Origin of the sequence: Methylosarcina fibrata AML-C10 (assembly GCF_000372865.1) — a bacterium.
GTDB classification, from domain to species: domain Bacteria; phylum Pseudomonadota; class Gammaproteobacteria; order Methylococcales; family Methylomonadaceae; genus Methylosarcina; species Methylosarcina fibrata.
Genome location: NZ_KB889965.1, coordinates 4,468,460 through 4,487,825, shown reverse-complemented (window position 1 = coordinate 4,487,825; position 19,366 = coordinate 4,468,460). Strand labels below are relative to the sequence as shown.

Here is a 19,366-nt window from a genome sequence, read left to right as displayed (position 1 = left end):
GATCGCCGTGAGGGGCTTAAGAAACACCGGAACTTGCCGAATAATAATGAAAAATACATTTGCAGCGCACGCACCTCAGCCAGCCGGCCCCGACAGATTTTTAAAACCCTATGTTAAGAATTAATATTTTCCTGGCCGCCGGCTATTTTCTGGGCGGTTATTTCGGCACGTTATTGTCCATTCCCCCCAGCCACGCCAGCCCCATCTGGCCCGCCGCCGGCATTGCCTTTGCCGGCATGGTGACGTACGGGCGTAAAGTCATACCCGGCGTCTGGCTGGGCGCTTTGATTACGCAAATTTATTCGTTTCTGGATCATACCGATCAGGAAAGTCTTTTGTTCACGTTGGTCGTCGGCGCCATTGCCAGCATTGCCGCCACGCTGCAAGCAGTGCTGGGCGCCGAACTGACCCGGCGCTACGTCGGTCCCGACAATCCGTTAATCGATGACGCCAGCATCCTGCGCTTCATGGCGCTGGGCGGTCCGATCAGTTGCGTTGTTTCCGCCTCGGTGGGCGTTGTCACCCTGTTTTTCAAAGGCGCCGTTACTCGGGAAGACATCTCGGCGAGCTGGCTGACCTGGTGGACGGGCGACACGATCGGCGTACTGATCTTCGCTCCCCTGCTGCTGTGCTTCATCGGCACCCTGCGCAACCGCCGGGTCATGCGGGTCAATCCGGTGGCCTTGCCTCTGGCCATACTATCCCTGCTGGTCATCGTCATCCTTCATTTCGGCAAACAACAGGAGCAGGCGCGCATCACCACGCTGTTCGAAGAGCATTGCCGCCTGCTGCACCACGCCCTGCAGGACGAACTGACCCGCTACGTGGAAATCAACCAGAACATCAAGACCTTTTTCGACAGTTCAAATACGGTCAGTGCCGACGAGTTCAAGTATTTTACCGGCGCCTTTTTAAACGACCATCCGGACATTCAGGCGCTGGAATGGATACCGCGCGTTCCTGCCGAAAAACGCGCCGATTACGAGCGGCAATGGCAAATTTCTTTTACCCGTCAGGCTTCGGACAATGAAAATGCCGTTCGCCCGGCTGCCGGTCAGGCCGACTATTATCCCATCATCTTCGTCGAGCCTCTTCAGGGCAACGAGCGGGCTTTGGGCCTGGATATTTCTTCCAAGCCGTATTCTTTCGAAGCGATCCAAAAATCCGTAGACACGGCCACAACCACGGTATCGAGAATGCTCCGTCTGGTTCAGGATCCTGCCGGTCAGCTCGGCGTGGTCGTCTACACGCCCATTTATCAAACGCGCCAGCCGTTGCGCACGGTACAGGAACGCCGCGATCATCTAAGCGGTTTTGTCGCGAACGTTTTTCAGGTCCATCGAAAGATCGCCGAGGTAAAAGGCCAATTCCAGCGTTTGCAACTGTTGTTGAAGATCACCGACGCCGACGACGAACTGTTCAATGAAACAGTTCACGTCCCCACCCTGTCCCTGGATTTTCCCAAGCTGGAAAAATCGCTGCCGCTCGACATAGCCGACCGCTCCTGGAAGATAACGTATACTCCCGCTCCGCAATTTTATCAGGAGCAGTTGACCTGGAACGTATGGTGGCTGATTTTGGGATGTTATTTGTTTACCGCGCTGACAGGCATAGGCCTGCTCATGTTGACCGGCCGGACGATGCAAACGGAAAACGTGGTAAAACTCCGCACCCGGGAACTGGAAAGCGAAATCGCCGAGCGTAAGACGACCGAAGCCCAACTACAGCGTCTCGCCCAACTTTATGCAGTGCTGAGTCAGTGCAACCAGGCCATCGTCCGGTGCGCCAGCGAAGCGGAATTGTTCGGACAGATCTGCCGCGATTCGGTGCAAATCGGCGACATGGCAATGGCCTGGATCGGTCTCATCGATCGGGAGAGCCGCCAGGTCAAACCCATTGCCAGCGCCGGCACGGGGCTCGAATATCTGCATGACGTGAAAATTTCCGTCGATTCCGAGGATCCCTACAGTCACGGCCCAAGCGGCGTCGCCATCCGTGAAAACCGGCCGGTCTGGTGCCAGGATTTCTTCAAGGACCCCATGACTCAACCGTGGCGGCAACGCGCCTCCCGTTACGGTTGGCGTTCGACGGCCGCGTTGCCGATTCATAAAAACGGCATCGTGATCGGCATCTTCTGCCTCTACGCGAACAAATTGGCGGCCTTTGACGAAGAAGTGCGCGACTTGCTGGTCAAGATGGCATGGGACATCAGTTTTGCCCTGGATAATTTCGACCGCGATTTAAAGCGTAAACAGGTCGAAGCCTCGTTACAGCAAAGCGAACAATTTCTGCGCACCGTCATCGAGACCGAGCCGGAATGCGTCAAAGTGGTAGACCAGAAAGGCCGGCTGATCAACATGAACGCGGCGGGGCTCAACATGCTGGAAGCGGATTCGCTCGAAGCCGTCAAGCAGCACTCGCTCCTCAAGTTCGTTCTGCCGCCGTACCGCGATTCTTATCTCGCACTGCAAAATCGGGTCATGAAGGGCGAAACAGGCACACTGGAATTCGAAATTCGCGGCCTCAAAGGCACTCGACGCTGGCTGGAGACTCATGCGGCACCGTTGACCGACTCGACCGACGGAACTTTCATGATGCTCGCCGTTACCCGCGACATTACCCAGCGCAAACAAACCGAACAGGCGCTGCTGGCTTCGGAAAACCGCCTGATGCTGGCGATCAAGGGTTCGAGCGATGCGCCGTGGGACTGGGACCTGGCAAGCGATCAGATGTACTATTCGCCGCAATGGTGGCACATGCTGGGCTATGAGACGGGCGAACTGCCGAGCGATGCCAAACTGTGGCAAAGCCTGGTCCATCCGGACGACCTTGAACTGGTCCGGCAAAATTTGGCCAATGCTTTGCAAAGCGGCCGGGACACGTTCTCGGTTGAATTCAGGCTGCGCCACAAGGACGGCCATTACGTGCCCATACTCGAGCGCAGTTTCATTACTCGCGACCAGGACGGCAAGGTACTGCGCATCTCCGGCACCAATATGGATCTGACCGAGCAGCGCCGCGCGCAACGACTGGAAGAAGTGCGCAGCTTCATGCTGGAATGCCTGACCAGCAGCATGTCCCTGGCCGAGATTCTGGACGCCGTCGTGCGCAAGGTGGAAAGCCTGAAGTCCGGAGCGTTGTGCGCCATCCTGCTGTTCGACGACGAAAACCGCCGGCTGCAACTGGGCGCCGCGCCCAGCCTGCCCCAGTTCTATCGGCAATTTCTGAACGGCTTGCAACTGGAAGACAATCAGGGCTGCTGCAGCGCCGCCGCGCTGACCGGAAAACCCGTGATGACCGACGATATCGCCGGCGATCCGGGATGCGCGGCCTTGCAAAGCCTCGCCGCCGAAGCCGGTTTAACGTCGTGGTGGTCGATTCCCTTGCTCGGAGTCGACAACAAGGTACAGGGAACTTTTGCGGTCTATCAACGAACCTCTTCCCTTCCCGACAGCCATGACTTCAAACTGATCGAGACCGTCGCGCATTTCATCTCGATCACCATCGACCGCAAGCGGACCGAAACGCAGCTCAAACTCGCGGCCAAAGTGTTCGAGCAAAGCCAGGAAGGATTCATGATCACCGACGCCAGGCGGAACATCGTCAAGGTCAACCCGGCCTTTACCGTAATCACCGGCTACAGCGAAAACGAGGCTGTCGGCAGCAACGTCAAAATGCTGGCATCCGGCCGCCATGACCGGGAATTTTACCGGGATATGCGGGAGTCGCTGCAAAATAAAAATTATTGGCAAGGTGAAATCTGGAATCGGCGCAAGAACGGCGAAATCTATCCCGAGCTGCTCAACATCAGCGTGGTGCGCGACAATTCGAACAACATCAGCGGCTACGTCAGCGTTTTTGCCGATATTACCCAGCTCAAGGCTTCCGAAGCCCGGCTCGAATTTCTCGCTCACCACGATTCGCTGACCTCGCTGCCCAACCGCTTGCGCCTGTTTTTCCGGCTGGAGCACAGCATAGAAGCCGCCAAGCGGGGGGGCAAATCCCTCGCCCTGCTGATGCTGGACCTGGACCGCTTCAAGGACGTCAACGACAGTTTCGGCCATCTGGCCGGAGACCAGTTGCTCCAGTTGGTGGCGAATCGTCTGGTGGACAGAGTACGGCACGTCGATACCGTGGCTCGTCTGGGCGGCGACGAATTCACGGTGGTTCTGGAAAACATCAACCAGCCGGAGGATGCGGCGCGCATCGCCCAGTCGATCATCCAGGATCTGAACGAACCCTGGTCTCTGGCCAACGGAGGCGAAGTGTTGATCGGCGTCAGCGTCGGGATCAGCCTGTGTCCTCAGCACGGCCACACGCCCGAACTGCTGTTGCAGCAAGCGGACGCCGCGCTGTATAAAGCCAAGGAAAGCGGCCGCAACCGTTACGCCTTTTACTCCAACGAATTTACCATTGCCGCCCGGCAGCGTCTCGACATGGAGGCGCGCCTGCGCCGGGCTCTGATGCAGAACGAACTGCGGGTCTATTACCAACCCCAGATCGACATCGCTTCGGGCGACATCGTCGGTGCGGAAGCCTTGCTGCGCTGGCACGATCCGGTGGAAGGCCTGATTCCTCCCGGCCAGTTCATTCCGGTGGCCGAACAAAGCGGTCTGATTCAGGCGATCGGCGCCTGGATTCTAAAAGCGACATGCGAACAAGGCAGCCGGTGGCTGAAAGCCGGCATCAAACCGTTTTCCCTGTCGGTCAACGTTTCACAGCATCAGTTACGGCAAGGCGACATCAGCACGCTGGTGGCGGACGTTTTGAAAGAAACCCAGTTCCCCGCCAAATATCTCGAACTGGAACTGACGGAAAGCGGCCTGATGGAGCGCCAGTCCGACATCATTGCCCTTCTGCACAATCTTCGGGCGCAAGGCGTTCGCCTGGCGATCGACGATTTCGGCACCGGCTATTCCTCGCTGGCCTATCTCAAACGCTTCCCGCTGGACGTGCTGAAAATCGACAAAAGTTTTATCGAAGACATTCCGTACCATCAGGACGACATGGAAATCGCCGCCACCATCATCGCCATGGGCCACATCCTGGGTTTCAAAGTCATCGCCGAAGGCGTCGAGACGTCGAGCCAACTGGCTTTCCTGAAAGAGAAAGGCTGTGACATTTATCAGGGCTATCTCTACAGTGCCCCTCTGACGGCGGAGGAATTCGCGGTATTGTTGCGAAAATCCCATACGGAGGCCACGCATTTTAGAAATAATCAAAGGATCAAAAGCGATCAATATTTTTCCAAGTACAGCGCCGCCTTCCGCAGGAATATCATGAACCGCCGCCGATTTTTACGGGTGGCCAATAAAACCTGTCAGGCGCTCAAGAAAAAACCGCCTCAGGATTGAAGACGGCAACCTTTCTGCTTTGCAGGGATCGTCTAGGGGACGCTGATGACCAGCCTGTTCTCGACCGACGTCACGTTCGGATGGCTGCGGGCTATCGCAACGGCTCTGTCTATCGCCTGCTGTGAATCGACGGTACCGCTGAGCGTCACCACGTCGCCCTCCGTGGTGACGTTGACAGGCACCAGGGCCAGTAGCGAGTCATTCAAAAGATCGGTCTTGATCCGGGCGAAAATGGCCGCGTCGCTGAGATACTCCCCGGCTTTCCCGGTTTGCTTGCCTATCGATTGTTGCGTCTCCTGTACCTTTTTTCCCGCTTTCGAGGCCGCCTCGTCGATCTGCCGGCCCGTTCTTTCTTCCAGACCTTCACCATTCCGCGTGACACGGCCTTCCCTGGTCGAGACCGTCCCGATCGCCAATAGAGCCATGGCGCGGACCCGTCCTTTTTCCGACAAATTGAACCGGCGATTTTCGTTTTTTGTTTTCATGATATTTCCTCCTGATTTTTCATTATTCTGCCGTGCAGGCGAACCGCGGCACCGGGCCTGTCGGGACAGGCGCCGGCGCGTTTTTCCACCGTGCCGTCAAGGCGCATGGACGTGTTCCGACTATCCTATTCGGCCAATGAATTCGGCCCTTCCGGTTCGCAGTGCTCGCAGGTCAAAAATGCAGATCGTTTTCGGTCTGGCTTCGCTGAAAGGCAGCGATCCTCGGATCCATGAACGGGATGCTTCGGTAATCTTCCGCCGGCTAAATCATGCCGAGCAGCAGTAGAACCAGAAATACGACCAGGATCAGCCCGAGTATGCCGCTCGGCCCATACCCCCAGCTCTGGCTGTAAGGCCAAACCGGAATCGCGCCCAGGATAACCAGAATCAAGATGATCAGTAACAGAGTGTGTGTGGTCATAACAATGCTCCTTTAAAATGTGAACGTCAGTCCGAAGGCCGCATTTCGGTTTGAAATCTTTAACAAGGACTCAGCCCGGAACGCCTACGGTAATTCATACGCTGCCGCGCAATCTCCGGACGACTGGGTACAAGCAGGATCGACGAATTTCTCTGGCCTGATTCCTGTCCCGGATTGCGCAGGACTCTCAGCATGAAAACAGTCTAACGCCGTAATTGACCAGCGTCTGTACAATACCGCACATAGGACGGGTTTGAGGAACGGGCGGCTTGCGGACATGGTCCGGAATCCAGCCCGGCAGCCGGCCACGGGCCTTGCATGGCGGCCGATGCGTCGCTATGTCAGCGGAGCGAATAAAGAAAAGGGCGCTCCCCTCGCGGGTGAGCGCCCAAATCCTTCAGGAAGTTATTTCATTTGACGGTGCCGCACGGGTCCAACTCATCCTTTCGCGCACGAAAAAGCGGATAACCGTTTGCAGCCGCCAGTTTCTCCGCTTTTTTATCGACAATCAGTGCACCGCCATGCTCGCCATTTGCTTGCAGCTTTCGGCGCATTCACGACAGACCGAGACGCAGTTTTCCATACCGCCGATGCTCTCGCAATCGGTGGCGCAGGCTTCGCAGACTTCGGCGCAGACTTCGCAGGTACGGTTGTGGAAACGGGAATTCATCGACATGAAGTTGGCCGACAACTGGCAAATCTGGGCGCAACTCATCATCAGACGGAAGTGCTCGGGCTGGACGTGCCGCCCGCCCATTTCCAGACATTGATTCATGGCCGTTTGCAGACAGATCTGAGCACAGCGGTTACAAATGTCAATGCATGACTGCATGGATTGATAAGAAGGCGTTGAAGTTTTTTTCTGTTCGGACTGAGAAGTATACATGGTCGAGTTCTCCAAAATTAAAATAAATAAACGCGAACGGTAAAACCTCGCTATTTTCATAATAATCAGGCTTCGCCACGCGCACGCAGTCAAAACCCAAACGTTAATTTATGCCGAAATATTTCTTATTTCTGTACGCTGCCGAACATAGCACAGGAACCGACGACGAGGCCGATTTCCCCGCTTCCCTGGCCTAACAGGATACCGAGAACTCCGGCGGCAACCGGATCCATGCCGACGTTGTTAAAAATTAAGCTGCCGGCAAGAGGTAGAGCCAAGCAAATATCGCTGCCGAGGGCTCGGATATCGAAAACAGGTTTTCGCCAGAATGGCGGCTGTTAAAATACTACTCGTATCTCTTAATAATCGCCTTTATCATTAGGACCTTTACCGTTACGAATAATAAACAATGAATGATGTATTCAATCTATGGGGTAATTTCTTCTTTCACACCAGAAATGTGCTATTTCCTGTTTTGATCGCCGCATTGCTGTTTCTCTTCCCGCCCGTTGCCCTAGGCACGGTACCCGGCGATTATTTCCTGGCCATGGGCCTCTTGCTGGTAATAGCCGGGCAAGCTTTGCGGATAATGACTATCGGTCTGGCCTATATCGTCCGGGGCGGCAGAAACAGATGCATTTATGCCGAGAATCTCGTCACGGGCGGCCTATTCGCGCATTGCAGAAATCCACTTTACGTGGGCAATATTCTTATCGTCAGCGGTTTTATGTTCATTGCCGGCAATACAAACGGCATCCTTCTCGGCTCCTTGGGCTTCATGGCGATTTACCGGCTTATCGTCTTCAGTGAAGAACGGTTTTTAACTGCAAAGTTTGGTCAGGCCTATCTCGATTTTTGCTCCGGCGTGCCGCGTTGGCGGTTCCGATTTGAAGGGTTGCGCAAAACCATCAATAATTATAAATTTGACTGGCCTGGGGTCGCCGTTAAAGAGTACGGCACCTTGTTTACCTCGCTGATTGTTTCATTGGCATTGATCGGTTGGAAACTTAACCTTGCCCACAATCTGGCTCAAAACAGGACGCCAGTCTTAACAGCGGCCATACTGATCGTTTCAGCGTATGTCATTGTGCGTTTTCTCAAGAAAACCGAACGCCTTAGATCGATGAGATGACCGCATTCATTAACAAAACATCATGACAAAGAGCAAATCAATGACTCAGGAAGATCGAATCTTTCAGCACAACCGTCGCGTGGAAGATTTTGCTTTTGACGAACGCGTTGCGGCCGTGTTTGATAACATGGTTTCCAGGAGCGTGCCTTTTTATAGTGAAATTCAGCGCCTGCAATCAGATCTGATCGTGGAGTTCTTATCGGAGCAGGACGACGGCGTAGTCTGCGATCTCGGCTGTTCCACGGGAACGACCATTGAGCACATCATCAATCATCCTCAATGTTCCTTAACGGCCAAGTTTGTGGGTTTGGACAATTCCGAGCCCATGCTGGACAAAGCACGAACCAAATTATCGTCTATTGCAGAGGAAAGAGTGTCTCTGCTGATGGCCGATCTGGGGGATTTGCCGCCGCTGCCGGTTTGCAACGTAGTCATTCTCAACTGGACCTTGCAGTTCGTGCGGCCGATCGGCCGGGAGCATCTGCTTAAAAACATCCATGCCGCACTTAAACCCGGCGGAGCACTGTTTTTGTCGGAAAAGATTTTAAGCAGCGATGCCGCCTTAAATCGTCTTTATATCGATCATTACCTGCAATTTAAAAAATCGCAAAGCGGTTATACCGACACAGAAAACCAACGCAAACGTGAAGCGCTGGAAAACGTGCTGATCCCTTACCGGCTGGAAGAAAATATTCAATTACTGGAGAGAGCCGGCTTTAAGCGTATCGATACCTACTTTCGCTGGCTCAACTTCGCCTGCCTGATTGCCATCAAGTAAAAATTGGTTAAACTTGAACGCTCCGCCCGTCCGTTGCCGAGTCGGTGCCGACACTTGCCGATGAATCCTGGAAGCAGGCATCTTAAGAGACAAGACTCGGCCTGCCGCTTCGGCCTGCGAGGTCCGGAAAATGCCGGACCCGCAGTCTTTCTCCGGCCGGACGGAAACTAGCGCATGGAAGCCGCGTCCGGTCTCGTCTCTACCCGCGGCCTGTCCATCGGGGTGCCCAGCATGCCCATGTCCATATGAAATGAAGCTCCCGCCTGCGCCGGCTCATCCGTTCACCGAGGGCAGCCAGATCCATTCTGTTTTTTTGCAACCTGGGAAACATCTTTCCCTCCTGTTCGGCGATATGCTGCTCCACCATGTCCTGCAGCACCTTGACCTTGGCGTCGAAACACTCGTCCTCCGGCGCCATGGCCGCCAGTTGCTCGACCATTTCCCTGGCCGCGGCATGTTCGACGGCGGCTTCATCCATGATGTCCAGTTGGCCGATCTCTTCGATGGCGACCGGATAGAATATTTCCTCTTCGAGCTTCGTATGAATCGTCAACTCCGTGCATATCTGCTGTGCAAGATCCAGTTTGTCGCTTTCGGCACCCTCCTCCGTCTGGAGCATTTCGAATTTCTCGAACAAATCTTTTACCCTGTTGTGGTCTTGGGTAAGCAGTTCGATCGCATCCTGTTCGTTACCGCCGATTGCGGCGAAATGTTGTTGTTTCCGACTCATGACGTTACCTCCCATACTAACGATGAAAGCCGCTCGTGCGGCGGCTGGCCGCCGGATTAAGGCTGCTCGCGAACGCTCACTTCGGGGATCGGCGTCCCGACGATGCCGCCCACCGCTCCGGCGACGGCGCTCAGCAAGATCGTGAGAAAGCCCCACAGGGCTGCCCAGGATATCGCCTTGGCCGTGTTGTCGGCTGCTTCCCGGGCCCTTTGTTCGGCTTGCTCGTAAGTCCTTTCCCAACTGTTTACCCGATTCGTCGCGTCGTCGACACTCAAGCCGGTCCTGGCCGTCAGTAAATTAATCAATGCGGTACGATTGTTTTCCTTGACCGTCGCGTCGTCCGCGGTCAGAAAACGCTCCAGGGCCATATTGAACTCGGGATCCATCAGGATCGGCCGAGCAGGCATACCGGTGGTTCGATCGATTCCCCGCTGGGATCCCGGATAAAGCAGCGACATGGCGTCCTGTTTGATATTGTCCCAGGAGACGACCGAGGATGCAGACTCCGCCACGCCCCGCGCGCCTGCGCTCAACACGTTGCCGGCGCCGCTCACTACCGTGCTGATCGCGCTGCCCAATAAATAAATCGTGATTAACGTGGTGACCGCCCAGACCAGCAAACCGTGCAAGAGGCCGTCAAGATGACGCAAGTAACCCGAGAACTGGGCCGCTACCCATCCTCCGGCGACCAGCGAAATAAAGCTGGAAACAACCCACCACAAACCGGCGCCGACGCTGAATGCGGTCGCGCTCGGAGTGCCCCGCACGTGCAAAGGATCGATCGTGCTCATGCCGATGCCGGTGCCCAACATGCTCAACAACACTTGCACGCCCAGGGCAACCGCCACGCCGGCAAACACCGAGGTCCAGGATACGTGCATGATCCACCGCATCCGGCGCGGCTTCTGAGGCGACAGGCGGCCGGCACCCCTGATACGGGTTTCTTCAAAAGGTAAATTGCTCATAACCATATTCTCCAAAAATCAGTTGAAGACTGACAAGCATCTATTCGGGAAATAACGAATTCAGCGATCGCCGAACAGTTGCTCAAACCGTATTTCGTTGATCTATATGAATAGATGGCGAAAATATTAAGGAAAAACGGCCGTCGTGTCGGTTCGCTGACGCACATACAAGGCGATCCGTTCAAGCCGGAGATTTTTTATCCGGTTCGGATTTCTATGTGCGGCACCGAACCGATTCTTAGCTTTCTTCCGGGTATTCTTTACCCTACGGTACTGGAGCATTGCTCCAGTGATAGCGAAAATCTTTATCGAAGCGAGGAGATGAACATGAGTTATATAGAACGCGATACCTATGGCATCTATAAAGGCAGATACGATCAGGAAGGAGAAGGTCCCGGTCCCCGCCTGATGGGCGCCGACACGCTGCTGGGCAACGACGTCTACAACAGCAAGGAAGAAGATCTGGGCGACGTCAAGGAAATCATGCTGGACATGGAATCGGGCAACATAGCCTACGCGGTATTGTCTTTCGGCGGGATTCTGACGCTGGGCGAAAAACTGTTTGCGGTACCCTGGAATGCCTTGAAACTGGATACGAAAAACAAACGTTTCATGTTGGATGTGGATAAGGAACGCCTGGAAATGGCGCCCGGCTTCGACCCGGATCGCTGGCCGGACATGGCGGACGAAACCTGGGCGAGAGAAGTCCATTCCTTTTACGGAACCCAGCCTTACTCAAGCCCATCGGGTACGACGGGCACCGGTACCGTAGGAAGTACCACGGGAACGATGGGCGGAACGTCGAGCACGAAAGGAACCACTCGCCATTAATTATTTTCTCATGCTGCGCTGCCGTGCAGCGCAGTATGTTTTTATTGAGCGGGAGTCTTCTTGAAATGAAAAACTACGGGAAAAACGTCTGTATGAACATCAAATCGGCCGCTCTGCTGTCGGCCGCCGTTTTCAGTGCGACTGCGTTGGCCAGCCCGACGGAAGAAAATCATCTGCAGGAAGCCGTCAAACAGGCCGAGCTGGCCGCCAAGTCAACAGACGCGAAAGCCATCGCGATGCATGCCGAAGAATCCCGGGCTCATGCCGGAACGGCCGACAAACATCTCGATGCCGGACTGGACAACCTCGACAAAGCCATCGAACACGCCAACAGGAACGAGGGCGCTCTGGCCAAAAAAGCCGCCGAAGCGGCGGTGGAACATCTTCGAGCCGTTCAGTAGATTTTTGTTATGGTTGTGCCGGCGCAAGGCCGAATGCCGATTCAGGCGAAGGCCCTGCGACGGCGGATTATCGAATTACTAGGGGGAACCTCCTACTTATTCACGTCTTATCCTCAGCGTGAATGCCTCGGTTGAATTTGTATTTTAAATACCGAGGTTTTTTTATGCTTATTTTTACTCCCTGTTTTAGCCAGCCTTTCCGCAAAAAAAAGCCCAAGTCCCGTAGGCGTGCGGTGGATGCGCTTCGCTTATCCACCCTACCATGCATTTTTTCTTATATTCTGGCTAACCTTTCAGCAAAAAAAGCCCAAGCAAAACCGCGCCAGGGAACAGACAATGCATGACTTTCGAACCGGCTTGATGATTTAATGGGGAGCTTTTTCGGCTTTGACCGAAGGATCGGCGGCGGACCTTTTTTTGAGCGCATGCTCCGGATGGAAGGTGTCCATAAGCCATATCAACGCCAACGGCAGCGCCTGAAAAAGAGACGTAGTCAAATCCGGCACTCCCAAAAATTTTCTTAGAGGCGTTATGACCGCGGCGTACGACGGACTGCCCGAGCCTTTTCTGACCGTATTTCTTCCTTCAGAAACCGGCGGTTTTTTCTCTTGTTTCTTGGGCGGACTCCTGGTCAACTCGCCCAGGATAAAACCCAGCTCGCCGGCCAACAGCAAAGCGGCCGGAGAAGCCAGTTCCTTCTTGAGATTCCTGACCAGGGTATGGGTATGGACGTGCACCTGGTGCTGCCGATCGAGAAGCTGCAATTCGGTCTCCCGTATCTCGGCAGGCAAATCCCTGAAGTTCTCTCTGCGATGGTTGTTCTTGCCCAAATTCATGATTCCCCCTTGCTCCTGAGGCTGTGCACCGTTTCAGGGAATAACAGATACCGGCTCTTGCGCCGAATGAACCAAAACAACACCAGAGCCCCCACCAGATTCGCGCCGGCCATGAGCAGGACCGCTTCGATAGGGCCTACCGTATTGCTCTGAATCAACGCCAGCACCGCGGCAGTCATCAGTCCGATCCAGACGCCGATCAGCAGCACCGCCATGACCACTCCCGCGGCCACCATGCTGGCCAGACTGTTGCCTGCCCGCCTGGCTTCCAGGGTGGCCAGCTTGACGTGATCGTGCGTCAGTCCGCGCAGGTCGAGCCACAGCAGCCGGATGTCTTCCAGCAAGTCGGCGTGTTTTTCGGGACGGACGGAAGCGCTGGAAATCCGGAATGCGCTTTCCTCTGTCGAACGGATGGCCATTTAGGCTCTCCGGTGCCCGCGCTGCTCGCCGACGGACAGAATCTGGTTCAGGACGAAACCCGTAGCCAGAGCGATGCCTAAGGCGGCCATCGGATTTTCCTGAACGTAGGCCCGGCAATTTTTCAGAAATTGATCTTCCATCGCCATCAGTTGTCTGCCTTTTTCGCTGACCGCTTCGGCTATTTCTTCACTTTTTTCGCTCAGGGTTTCCGCAACCTGACTGGTCGCCCCGGCGATTTTTTCGGCGGCCTCCTCTGCCGCGTTCGATAAAGTGTCTATTGTTTCCATGATGTTACCTCGGTTAAGATTGTTTTCGAGTTGTTGCGGTATTTTAAAGGTCAGGCTTCTGACGAAACCTTCGTTTCCGCCTGTCGGAGGCTTGCAAGGGGCAGCTACCGGCCTTTTTCGCGGCTTTTTTCCATCACCAGATTTCCGTATTCGTGCTCTTCCAGTTTGCCGTCCTTGCCGGCATCCACTTCGTCGAAGCGTTTGAGCAGAACAGGATAGTCCCGCAATTCGTCCCGGCTGACATAGTGATCGCCATTCTTGTCCGCTTGCTGAAAAGTAGGCGCCGAAGGTACCGCTCCGGTATCGCCGGGATCGCCTCCCTCCATATCGCCGCTACGTTCCGAACCGCGCTCCAAACCGCCGGCAACCGGGCCGGTATTTTCCGGACCTCGTTCCAGACCGCCGGCGACCGAGCCAGTACCCTTAGAAACGCCGTTCACCGTATTACTAGGGTTTTCCTGAACGTTACCTTCCGGCTCTTTACTTTTACGCTGGCCATAGGTAGGAACCTTGGTGATCGGCCCGCCTCTTTCCATGGTGCGACTCGTTTCTCCGGGGTATCTTTCTTCAGCCATGGCCGGCTGAATCAAAGTGATCAGACTGGCGCCGAATACGATGGGCCACCACAATTTTCTTTGCAATCGATTCACAATTTTCATATTCACCCTCATCCGATGGCTAAGTTGTCAAAAAAATACCCCTGCATTTCCGTTAAAAGCACGGCGGCAAGACCGACCGGAAATCACGGTGTGTGCATTCGCCTTTCAGCATGTCCTGGCATCGTGGTTTGAGCGATACCCAGGAAACGCGTGGACAATACGATGCATTGTCCACGCTCGCCTCCGGTAGCCGTGCGCATCCTTGTCCCAATCTAGCTCTGGAGCAGCCGGTTGAGTACGCGGATATTCTCTTGCTGACAATTCACGAATTTCGTCTGAATCAGCGAACTGACGTCGGAAGGAATGTCGGTGTCCTGCATCGCTTCCTCATAATCGTCCAGGCCGCTTTTTTCTCCGGCCAGCAGGGCGTTCAGCATGGCATCCTTGCCTATCATTCCGGCGCCGCTCATGACCGTTTCGGACCACGAGCCCCACAGGCCGGAGTCGGTGGTGGGCGAGCCGCCCATCTGCTGAATTTTTTCCTGTAATTCGGAGACGGCCTGAGTGTGTTCCTCATAAATGGGTTCCAGATAGGACACTTCGTTGCGTTGTCCCTCTTCTTCGAACTTTTCCAATGCCTGATGATAGGTCTCGGCCGCCGCCAATTCGTTTTTGAGTAATTTCTCAACTTTGTCAAGGTGGTGCATAAACTCCTCCTAAAAAATCTTTAAATCAAACAAGAAGTCAGTAATGTCGCGGTTCCACCGTGCTCGAAGGCGAGGCGGGATGCTTGGGTTCGGCTTCATCGGCCGACGAGATGTCCTCTGCGTTCGCTCTCTCGAAAATATCTTCCACTTTGGAGCGGGCTTCGGAGCTCGTGGTATGGACGGACACCAGGGCATTGCCGCCTTGAATTCTGCCTTCGTAGCGTTTGGCCTCATACTCCGGAATGCCGAGTCCGATCAAGGCTCCGGCTACCCCGCCGGTCGCCGCGCCCACGGCGGCCCCGCTCAGTGCGCCCATGATCGGTCCTGCGGCAATAAACGGTCCCAGGCCCGGAATGGCCAGGGTGCCGATGCCGGCCAGCCAGCCCAGGATCGCGCCCGTGCCGATGCCGATCGTGCCGCCGACTGCGGTGCCTTCGGGGGATTTGGTGTGTTTTTCATGACCAAATTCATGCGTACCGGATTTGTCCGGCAGCAACACCGAAATATCGGTGTTGGAAAAACCGGCCGCTTTCAATTCGCTGACGATTCGTTCCACCTGCTCGTTGGTTCGAGCAATACAAAAAACTGCTTTATTCATGAGATTCTCCTAAGCGCTTAGGGCGTCGCGACTTCGAGTTGATTATCCACCCGAGTGACGCCCGACGTTTTCTGAGCAATGGCTTGCACAGCGGCTTTTTCCTTTGCGCTGTCGACCGGTCCGCGCAACGTGACCAGGCCGTTACGGGTGATGATCTTTATGTTGTGCGCATTGACCGACAAGGAATCGTCGTCGGTAACCGCTTTGCGGATGGCTGCCGTGATTTTTACATCGCTCTCGTCTTGATCCTGATCTGACGGAGTTAGCGTCGCATCGCCCTTGTCGCGCACGTTGCGTCCGGTATTTTCCGCAGGACTGCCCGCCGTGCCGCCTGCGGCTCCGGCCGGCCCCGCCGCCAGCATCAATCCGGCAGCCAGGGCCAGGATTAGTAATGACAATCGTTGAGGCATAACGATACTCCTTAAATAAAAACTTCAATTAATTGCAAAGCCCATAAGCTCTCTCGGCGTTTTCCGCCATGCCCGGATGATTTCTGGTCAGTTGGATCAAGAACCGCCGTGGCCGCGAGCCTGATTTCATGAAGACACGGATCAGGATGAGGAAAAAACGCGAATACGTTCCGTCACTGTTGGACGTCCGGAAAGGATGCGGGCATTTTCCTGTTTATCGCCGTCATGACGGCAAATTTCTGACGTTCGGCCCATTCGGCGTTAAAACCGCCTTTTCATTCAAGACAGGCTCCATCAACCGGACGGGCGGCAACGCGCGAGCGCTATTCCTTCTAATTTACCTGGGCTTTCTCTCTTTCCGGGACAACCGTTCCCAACCTTCGGGCCCGATTCAGCGATGGCTCATCAAACGGCTCAGAATAAAACCGCTGCCCAGGGCTATGCCTAATGAAGTCACAGGATTTTCGCGCACGTATTCGCGTATCTGTTCTCTCAGCCGCTCTTGAGCTTCGGTAAGTTGTTCGGTTTTCTCGTTGAGCGCTTCCGCGGCTCTGGTCGAGGCTTCGGCGACTCTTTCCACCGCTTCGTGCGCACCGGCTCTGACGGTTTCCACCGTATCGTGCGCACCGGTTTTCACGCGTTCTACAGTTTCGCCTGTAGTGCCTTTTCTTGTGGTTTCCATAACAATCTCCTCTATCAATTTAAAGTTACAGTGAGTGCCGTTTTACGGCATGGTTGATTAGTTCCATCCGGAGCGCCGATACCAGACGTCCGAAATCATGAACACAAAATCAGTGAAAGATCAGATAAATGATGACCAGCAAGGACAGTGGTACACCAAGTAACCAGGCAAGCACGTATCTACCCATCATAATCTCCTCGTCGTTTATCGAGCGTCACGTCGCTCTTCCCGTTTATCTTGTCCGACGGTCTGCCGCCGGAGTGTTGATAAGAAGATGCCTTCGCTAAAAAATTTCCGCCGTTTTCTGCGGTTCTTTTCTTTACCGGGATGCATCTTGAGTAACAGAATAAGCCTAAAAGCCGGAACAGTCGGTTCGATAGCGCACATAAATGCAGGATGCGCCGAAGCGGACATTAGCCGATTTTTTCCCGATTGCAGCCGGGCAAACGAATCCGTCCGGCCGGCGGTATCAAGGAAAAAATGTTTCAGCGGCCGTCGTCATAGCTGATTCGGTAAACCGCGCCCTGCTTGTCGTCGGAGACCAGCAAGGATCCGTCCGGCGCAACGGCGACGTCCACCGGCCGTCCCCATGCCGTGCTTCCCTGCAGCCAGCCTTCCGCGAACGGTTCATAGTGCACGGCGTCGTTGCCGCTCAGCGTCACCATGCTGATTCGGTAACCCAGCTTGGGACTGCGGTTCCAGGAGCCGTGCTCGGCGATAAAAATACGGTTCCGGTACGCAGACGGAAACTGGCAGCCGGTATAAAACCGCATGCCCAGGGCGGCGGGACCCAACCGCTGGGTGGGCCTCGTGAACCCGGAACAGGGCCTTCCAAGGCCGGACACCGGATCGGCCAGTTCTCCCGCAAGGCAATAGGGGTAGCCGAAATGCATGCCCGGCGGCGCATCGCGGCCTAGGAGATCGCGTCCGTTATCGATGAACCACAGCTCGTGCGTTTCGGGATGCCAGTCGTAGCCGGCCGAATTGCGGATGCCGTGCGCGTACACTTCCGCGCTGCCGCCCAGGTCAATGCGAAGAATGACGCTGTAGCGATCCAGCTCGGGCACGCCGATCGATACGTACAGCTTGCCGTCGGGTCCGAAATGGAGGACGCGCAAGCCTTGGCGGGCGTATTTGAGGCCGAGGTCGTAAAAGACGGCGGGCTTCGGCGGGTGGTCCAGACGATTTTCTATATCGTCGAAGCGCACGATGCGGCTGCGTTCGGCCACATACAAAGCGCCGTCCTTGAAGGCGATGCCGTATGGGCTTTGCAACTGTTCGGCAATCACCAGCACCTTGCCTGTACCGTCCCGTCTTGCGGGAATGGCGTAGATTTTCCCTTCTTCGTAGGCACCGACGAACAACGTGCCCTGGTCTCCGAACGCCAGCGTCCGGGCACCGGGCACGTCGTTCTGATACAGGCGGATCGAAAAGCCCGGCGGGAGCGAAATCCGCTCCAGCTTCGCTCCGGGCAGCCCGGAACAGGCGCCGATCGAAGCGGTCAAGAGAATCCTGCCCATGCTTTGAAATAGCCTGAAGACCTCAGTCCCCCCGGCGCCGTTTTTAAAGCCATGCTTTGTCATGACGGCTCCCTAGAGACAAGCTCATTCGCCACGGACTCGACGACGCCGCCCATCTCTTCGGCGACCGTTTCCGCCCGCTGTTTTTGCCGAAAAGACGCGGCCGACAGCGCGATCAACGTTGCCAGCCGCTTCATTGTCACATCCCTGCCTCCGCCGATCTTCCCTGCAAGAGCTCGGCCAGCTCGTCGGCATGCTCTTCCTCGACCGCCAAAATCCCTTCCAGCAGGTTGCGGGTGGTCGGGTCCCGGTCGCCCAGATACCCGACCATTTCCCGATAACTGTCGATGGCAATCCGTTCCGCCACCAGATCCTCCCTGATCATGTCGTCCAGCGTACGGCCTTCGACGTATTCCGCATGGCTTCGGCTGGTCAGTGTGTCGGGCGAAAAGTCGGGCTCGCCGCCCAACTGGACGATGCGCGCGGCAATCTGATCGGCATGTTCCTGTTCCTCGTTCGCGTGCACGAGAAACTCTTGGGCGATGCCTTTCGATTGAATGCCTTTGGCCATGAAATAGTGGCGCCGGTAGCGCAGCACGCAGACCAGCTCCGTCGCCAATGCTTCATTGAGCAGTCCGATGACGGTCTGTGCGTCGGCCGAATACCCGGCCGTTACCGCGCCGTCGGCCAGATGCTGGCGAGCTTGCGCACGCAAGGTTTGAACGTCGGTTAATGGATGTGGATTAGACATGACGGCCTCTCCGAAGGGCGGTTGACGATCGGTTGGGAAAATCCGGGCCGTTTTCCAAGGCAACGGCTCGTTTTTTTCCAAAACCATCAATACTTGGTTTTAAGCCTCATATCGTTTTTTACCGATTTGACGCCTTCGACTTTCCTGGCCACCTCAACCGCGCGATCGATGTCGCTTTGAGATTCCACGAAACCGCTCAACTGCACCACGCCTTTATAGGTTTCCACGGTGATTTCTCCGGAATCCAGGCCAGGTTCATTAAACAGGGCGGTTTTCACCTTGGTGGTGACCACGCTGTCGTCAAGATAGGCGCCGGCGGTTTCTCCCGTTCCGCTTCGATCCGTGCGGCCGTTGTCGGTCGCGCAGCCGGACAAGGAAATGAAGGCCAACGCCAGAAATAATGCTGAATAATGTTTAAGTGATTTCATAACGGCTTCTCCATGAAAATAAAATGATGACGGCCGGTTCGATTGCTCCCCGGACGGCGAAAATCCCTGCCTGGGGATGAACCGGCAAGTCGCGGCAGGCAAAGTCGATGGATTCATCCGGCCTCTGCCTTGCCGGTCCGGAAAC

General features: G+C 55.4%; 22 protein-coding genes. 5 read left to right on the top strand and 17 right to left on the bottom strand.

Annotated features, from left to right (window positions below; translation table 11 throughout):
• Positions 1-110: 110 nt before the first annotated feature.
• Positions 111-5,354, top strand: a complete 5,244-nt coding sequence (locus A3OW_RS0121245; protein WP_020565475.1) for an EAL domain-containing protein — start codon at positions 111-113, stop codon at positions 5,352-5,354.
• A gap of 32 nt (positions 5,355-5,386) precedes the next feature.
• Here A3OW_RS0121245 and A3OW_RS0121240 read toward each other — a convergent pair whose 3' ends face one another.
• The 3 genes from A3OW_RS0121240 to A3OW_RS27405 all read right to left on the bottom strand — a co-directional run bounded on the left by A3OW_RS0121240 (position 5,387) and on the right by A3OW_RS27405 (position 7,092).
• A complete protein-coding gene (locus tag A3OW_RS0121240; RefSeq protein WP_020565474.1) occupies positions 5,387-5,839 on the bottom strand; it encodes a BON domain-containing protein in 453 nt (150 codons plus the stop codon).
• A gap of 262 nt (positions 5,840-6,101) precedes the next feature.
• Positions 6,102-6,260 (bottom strand): DUF3309 family protein, encoded by a 159-nt coding sequence (locus tag A3OW_RS27410; RefSeq protein WP_020565471.1) that lies wholly within the window; start codon positions 6,258-6,260, stop codon positions 6,102-6,104.
• A 508-nt stretch (positions 6,261-6,768) separates the two neighbouring features.
• Positions 6,769-7,092, bottom strand: coding sequence for a four-helix bundle copper-binding protein (locus A3OW_RS27405; RefSeq protein ID WP_026223807.1), 324 nt, complete (start codon positions 7,090-7,092; stop codon positions 6,769-6,771).
• Positions 7,093-7,555: 463 nt separating this feature from the next.
• Here A3OW_RS27405 and A3OW_RS0121210 point away from each other — a divergent pair, with 463 nt between their 5' ends.
• Complete coding sequence (locus A3OW_RS0121210; protein WP_026223806.1) at positions 7,556-8,278, top strand: methyltransferase family protein; 723 nt, start codon at positions 7,556-7,558, stop codon at positions 8,276-8,278.
• A gap of 40 nt (positions 8,279-8,318) precedes the next feature.
• The gene (gene cmoA, locus A3OW_RS0121205) at positions 8,319-9,056 is read left to right on the top strand and encodes a carboxy-S-adenosyl-L-methionine synthase CmoA (RefSeq protein WP_020565467.1); all 738 of its coding nucleotides are present in this window, start codon (positions 8,319-8,321) and stop codon (positions 9,054-9,056) included.
• A gap of 199 nt (positions 9,057-9,255) precedes the next feature.
• Here cmoA and A3OW_RS25595 read toward each other — a convergent pair whose 3' ends face one another.
• A complete protein-coding gene (locus tag A3OW_RS25595) occupies positions 9,256-9,786 on the bottom strand; it encodes a hemerythrin domain-containing protein (RefSeq protein WP_051091837.1) in 531 nt (176 codons plus the stop codon).
• A gap of 56 nt (positions 9,787-9,842) precedes the next feature.
• Positions 9,843-10,751 (bottom strand): hypothetical protein, encoded by a 909-nt coding sequence (locus A3OW_RS0121195; RefSeq protein WP_020565465.1) that lies wholly within the window; start codon positions 10,749-10,751, stop codon positions 9,843-9,845.
• A gap of 327 nt (positions 10,752-11,078) precedes the next feature.
• On the opposite strand from A3OW_RS0121195, the gene A3OW_RS0121190 reads away from it, so the two are divergent.
• Together A3OW_RS0121190 and smbP are read left to right on the top strand one after the other, a co-directional pair.
• Complete coding sequence (locus tag A3OW_RS0121190; RefSeq protein ID WP_026223805.1) at positions 11,079-11,582, top strand: PRC-barrel domain-containing protein; 504 nt, start codon at positions 11,079-11,081, stop codon at positions 11,580-11,582.
• A gap of 92 nt (positions 11,583-11,674) precedes the next feature.
• The gene (smbP, locus tag A3OW_RS0121185; RefSeq protein ID WP_026223804.1) at positions 11,675-11,983 is read left to right on the top strand and encodes a small metal-binding protein SmbP; all 309 of its coding nucleotides are present in this window, start codon (positions 11,675-11,677) and stop codon (positions 11,981-11,983) included.
• Between the two features lie 365 nt (positions 11,984-12,348).
• On the opposite strand, the gene A3OW_RS0121175 is transcribed toward smbP, so the two are convergent.
• The 12 genes from A3OW_RS0121175 to A3OW_RS0121120 all read right to left on the bottom strand — a co-directional run bounded on the left by A3OW_RS0121175 (position 12,349) and on the right by A3OW_RS0121120 (position 19,221).
• Positions 12,349-12,819, bottom strand: a complete 471-nt coding sequence (locus A3OW_RS0121175) for a hypothetical protein (protein WP_020565461.1) — start codon at positions 12,817-12,819, stop codon at positions 12,349-12,351.
• Positions 12,816-13,238 carry a phage holin family protein gene (locus A3OW_RS0121170; protein WP_020565460.1) on the bottom strand — a complete coding sequence of 141 codons (423 nt, stop codon included), beginning with the start codon at positions 13,236-13,238 and terminating at the stop codon, positions 12,816-12,818. Before A3OW_RS0121170 ends, A3OW_RS0121175 begins: the two co-directional genes overlap by 4 nt.
• Complete coding sequence (locus A3OW_RS0121165) at positions 13,239-13,526, bottom strand: DUF883 C-terminal domain-containing protein (protein ID WP_020565459.1); 288 nt, start codon at positions 13,524-13,526, stop codon at positions 13,239-13,241.
• 104 nt (positions 13,527-13,630) lie between these two features.
• Positions 13,631-14,185, bottom strand: a complete 555-nt coding sequence (locus tag A3OW_RS28730) for an EF-hand domain-containing protein (protein ID WP_020565458.1) — start codon at positions 14,183-14,185, stop codon at positions 13,631-13,633.
• A 212-nt stretch (positions 14,186-14,397) separates the two neighbouring features.
• Positions 14,398-14,832 carry a DUF2383 domain-containing protein gene (locus A3OW_RS0121155; RefSeq protein WP_020565457.1) on the bottom strand — a complete coding sequence of 145 codons (435 nt, stop codon included), beginning with the start codon at positions 14,830-14,832 and terminating at the stop codon, positions 14,398-14,400.
• Positions 14,833-14,869: 37 nt separating this feature from the next.
• On the bottom strand, positions 14,870-15,430 hold the full coding sequence (locus tag A3OW_RS0121150; RefSeq protein WP_020565456.1) for a hypothetical protein: 561 nt from the start codon (positions 15,428-15,430) through the stop codon (positions 14,870-14,872).
• A gap of 17 nt (positions 15,431-15,447) precedes the next feature.
• Positions 15,448-15,840, bottom strand: coding sequence for a BON domain-containing protein (locus A3OW_RS0121145; RefSeq protein ID WP_026223803.1), 393 nt, complete (start codon positions 15,838-15,840; stop codon positions 15,448-15,450).
• A 391-nt stretch (positions 15,841-16,231) separates the two neighbouring features.
• Complete coding sequence (locus A3OW_RS0121140) at positions 16,232-16,522, bottom strand: DUF883 family protein (protein ID WP_020565454.1); 291 nt, start codon at positions 16,520-16,522, stop codon at positions 16,232-16,234.
• Positions 16,523-17,007: 485 nt separating this feature from the next.
• Complete coding sequence (locus A3OW_RS0121135; protein WP_020565453.1) at positions 17,008-18,042, bottom strand: PQQ-dependent sugar dehydrogenase; 1,035 nt, start codon at positions 18,040-18,042, stop codon at positions 17,008-17,010.
• Between the two features lie 59 nt (positions 18,043-18,101).
• Complete coding sequence (locus A3OW_RS28045; protein WP_020565452.1) at positions 18,102-18,239, bottom strand: hypothetical protein; 138 nt, start codon at positions 18,237-18,239, stop codon at positions 18,102-18,104.
• Between the two features lie 2 nt (positions 18,240-18,241).
• A complete protein-coding gene (locus tag A3OW_RS0121125) occupies positions 18,242-18,793 on the bottom strand; it encodes a ferritin-like domain-containing protein (protein ID WP_026223802.1) in 552 nt (183 codons plus the stop codon).
• Between the two features lie 86 nt (positions 18,794-18,879).
• On the bottom strand, positions 18,880-19,221 hold the full coding sequence (locus A3OW_RS0121120; RefSeq protein ID WP_020565450.1) for a BON domain-containing protein: 342 nt from the start codon (positions 19,219-19,221) through the stop codon (positions 18,880-18,882).
• Positions 19,222-19,366: the final 145 nt, after the last annotated feature.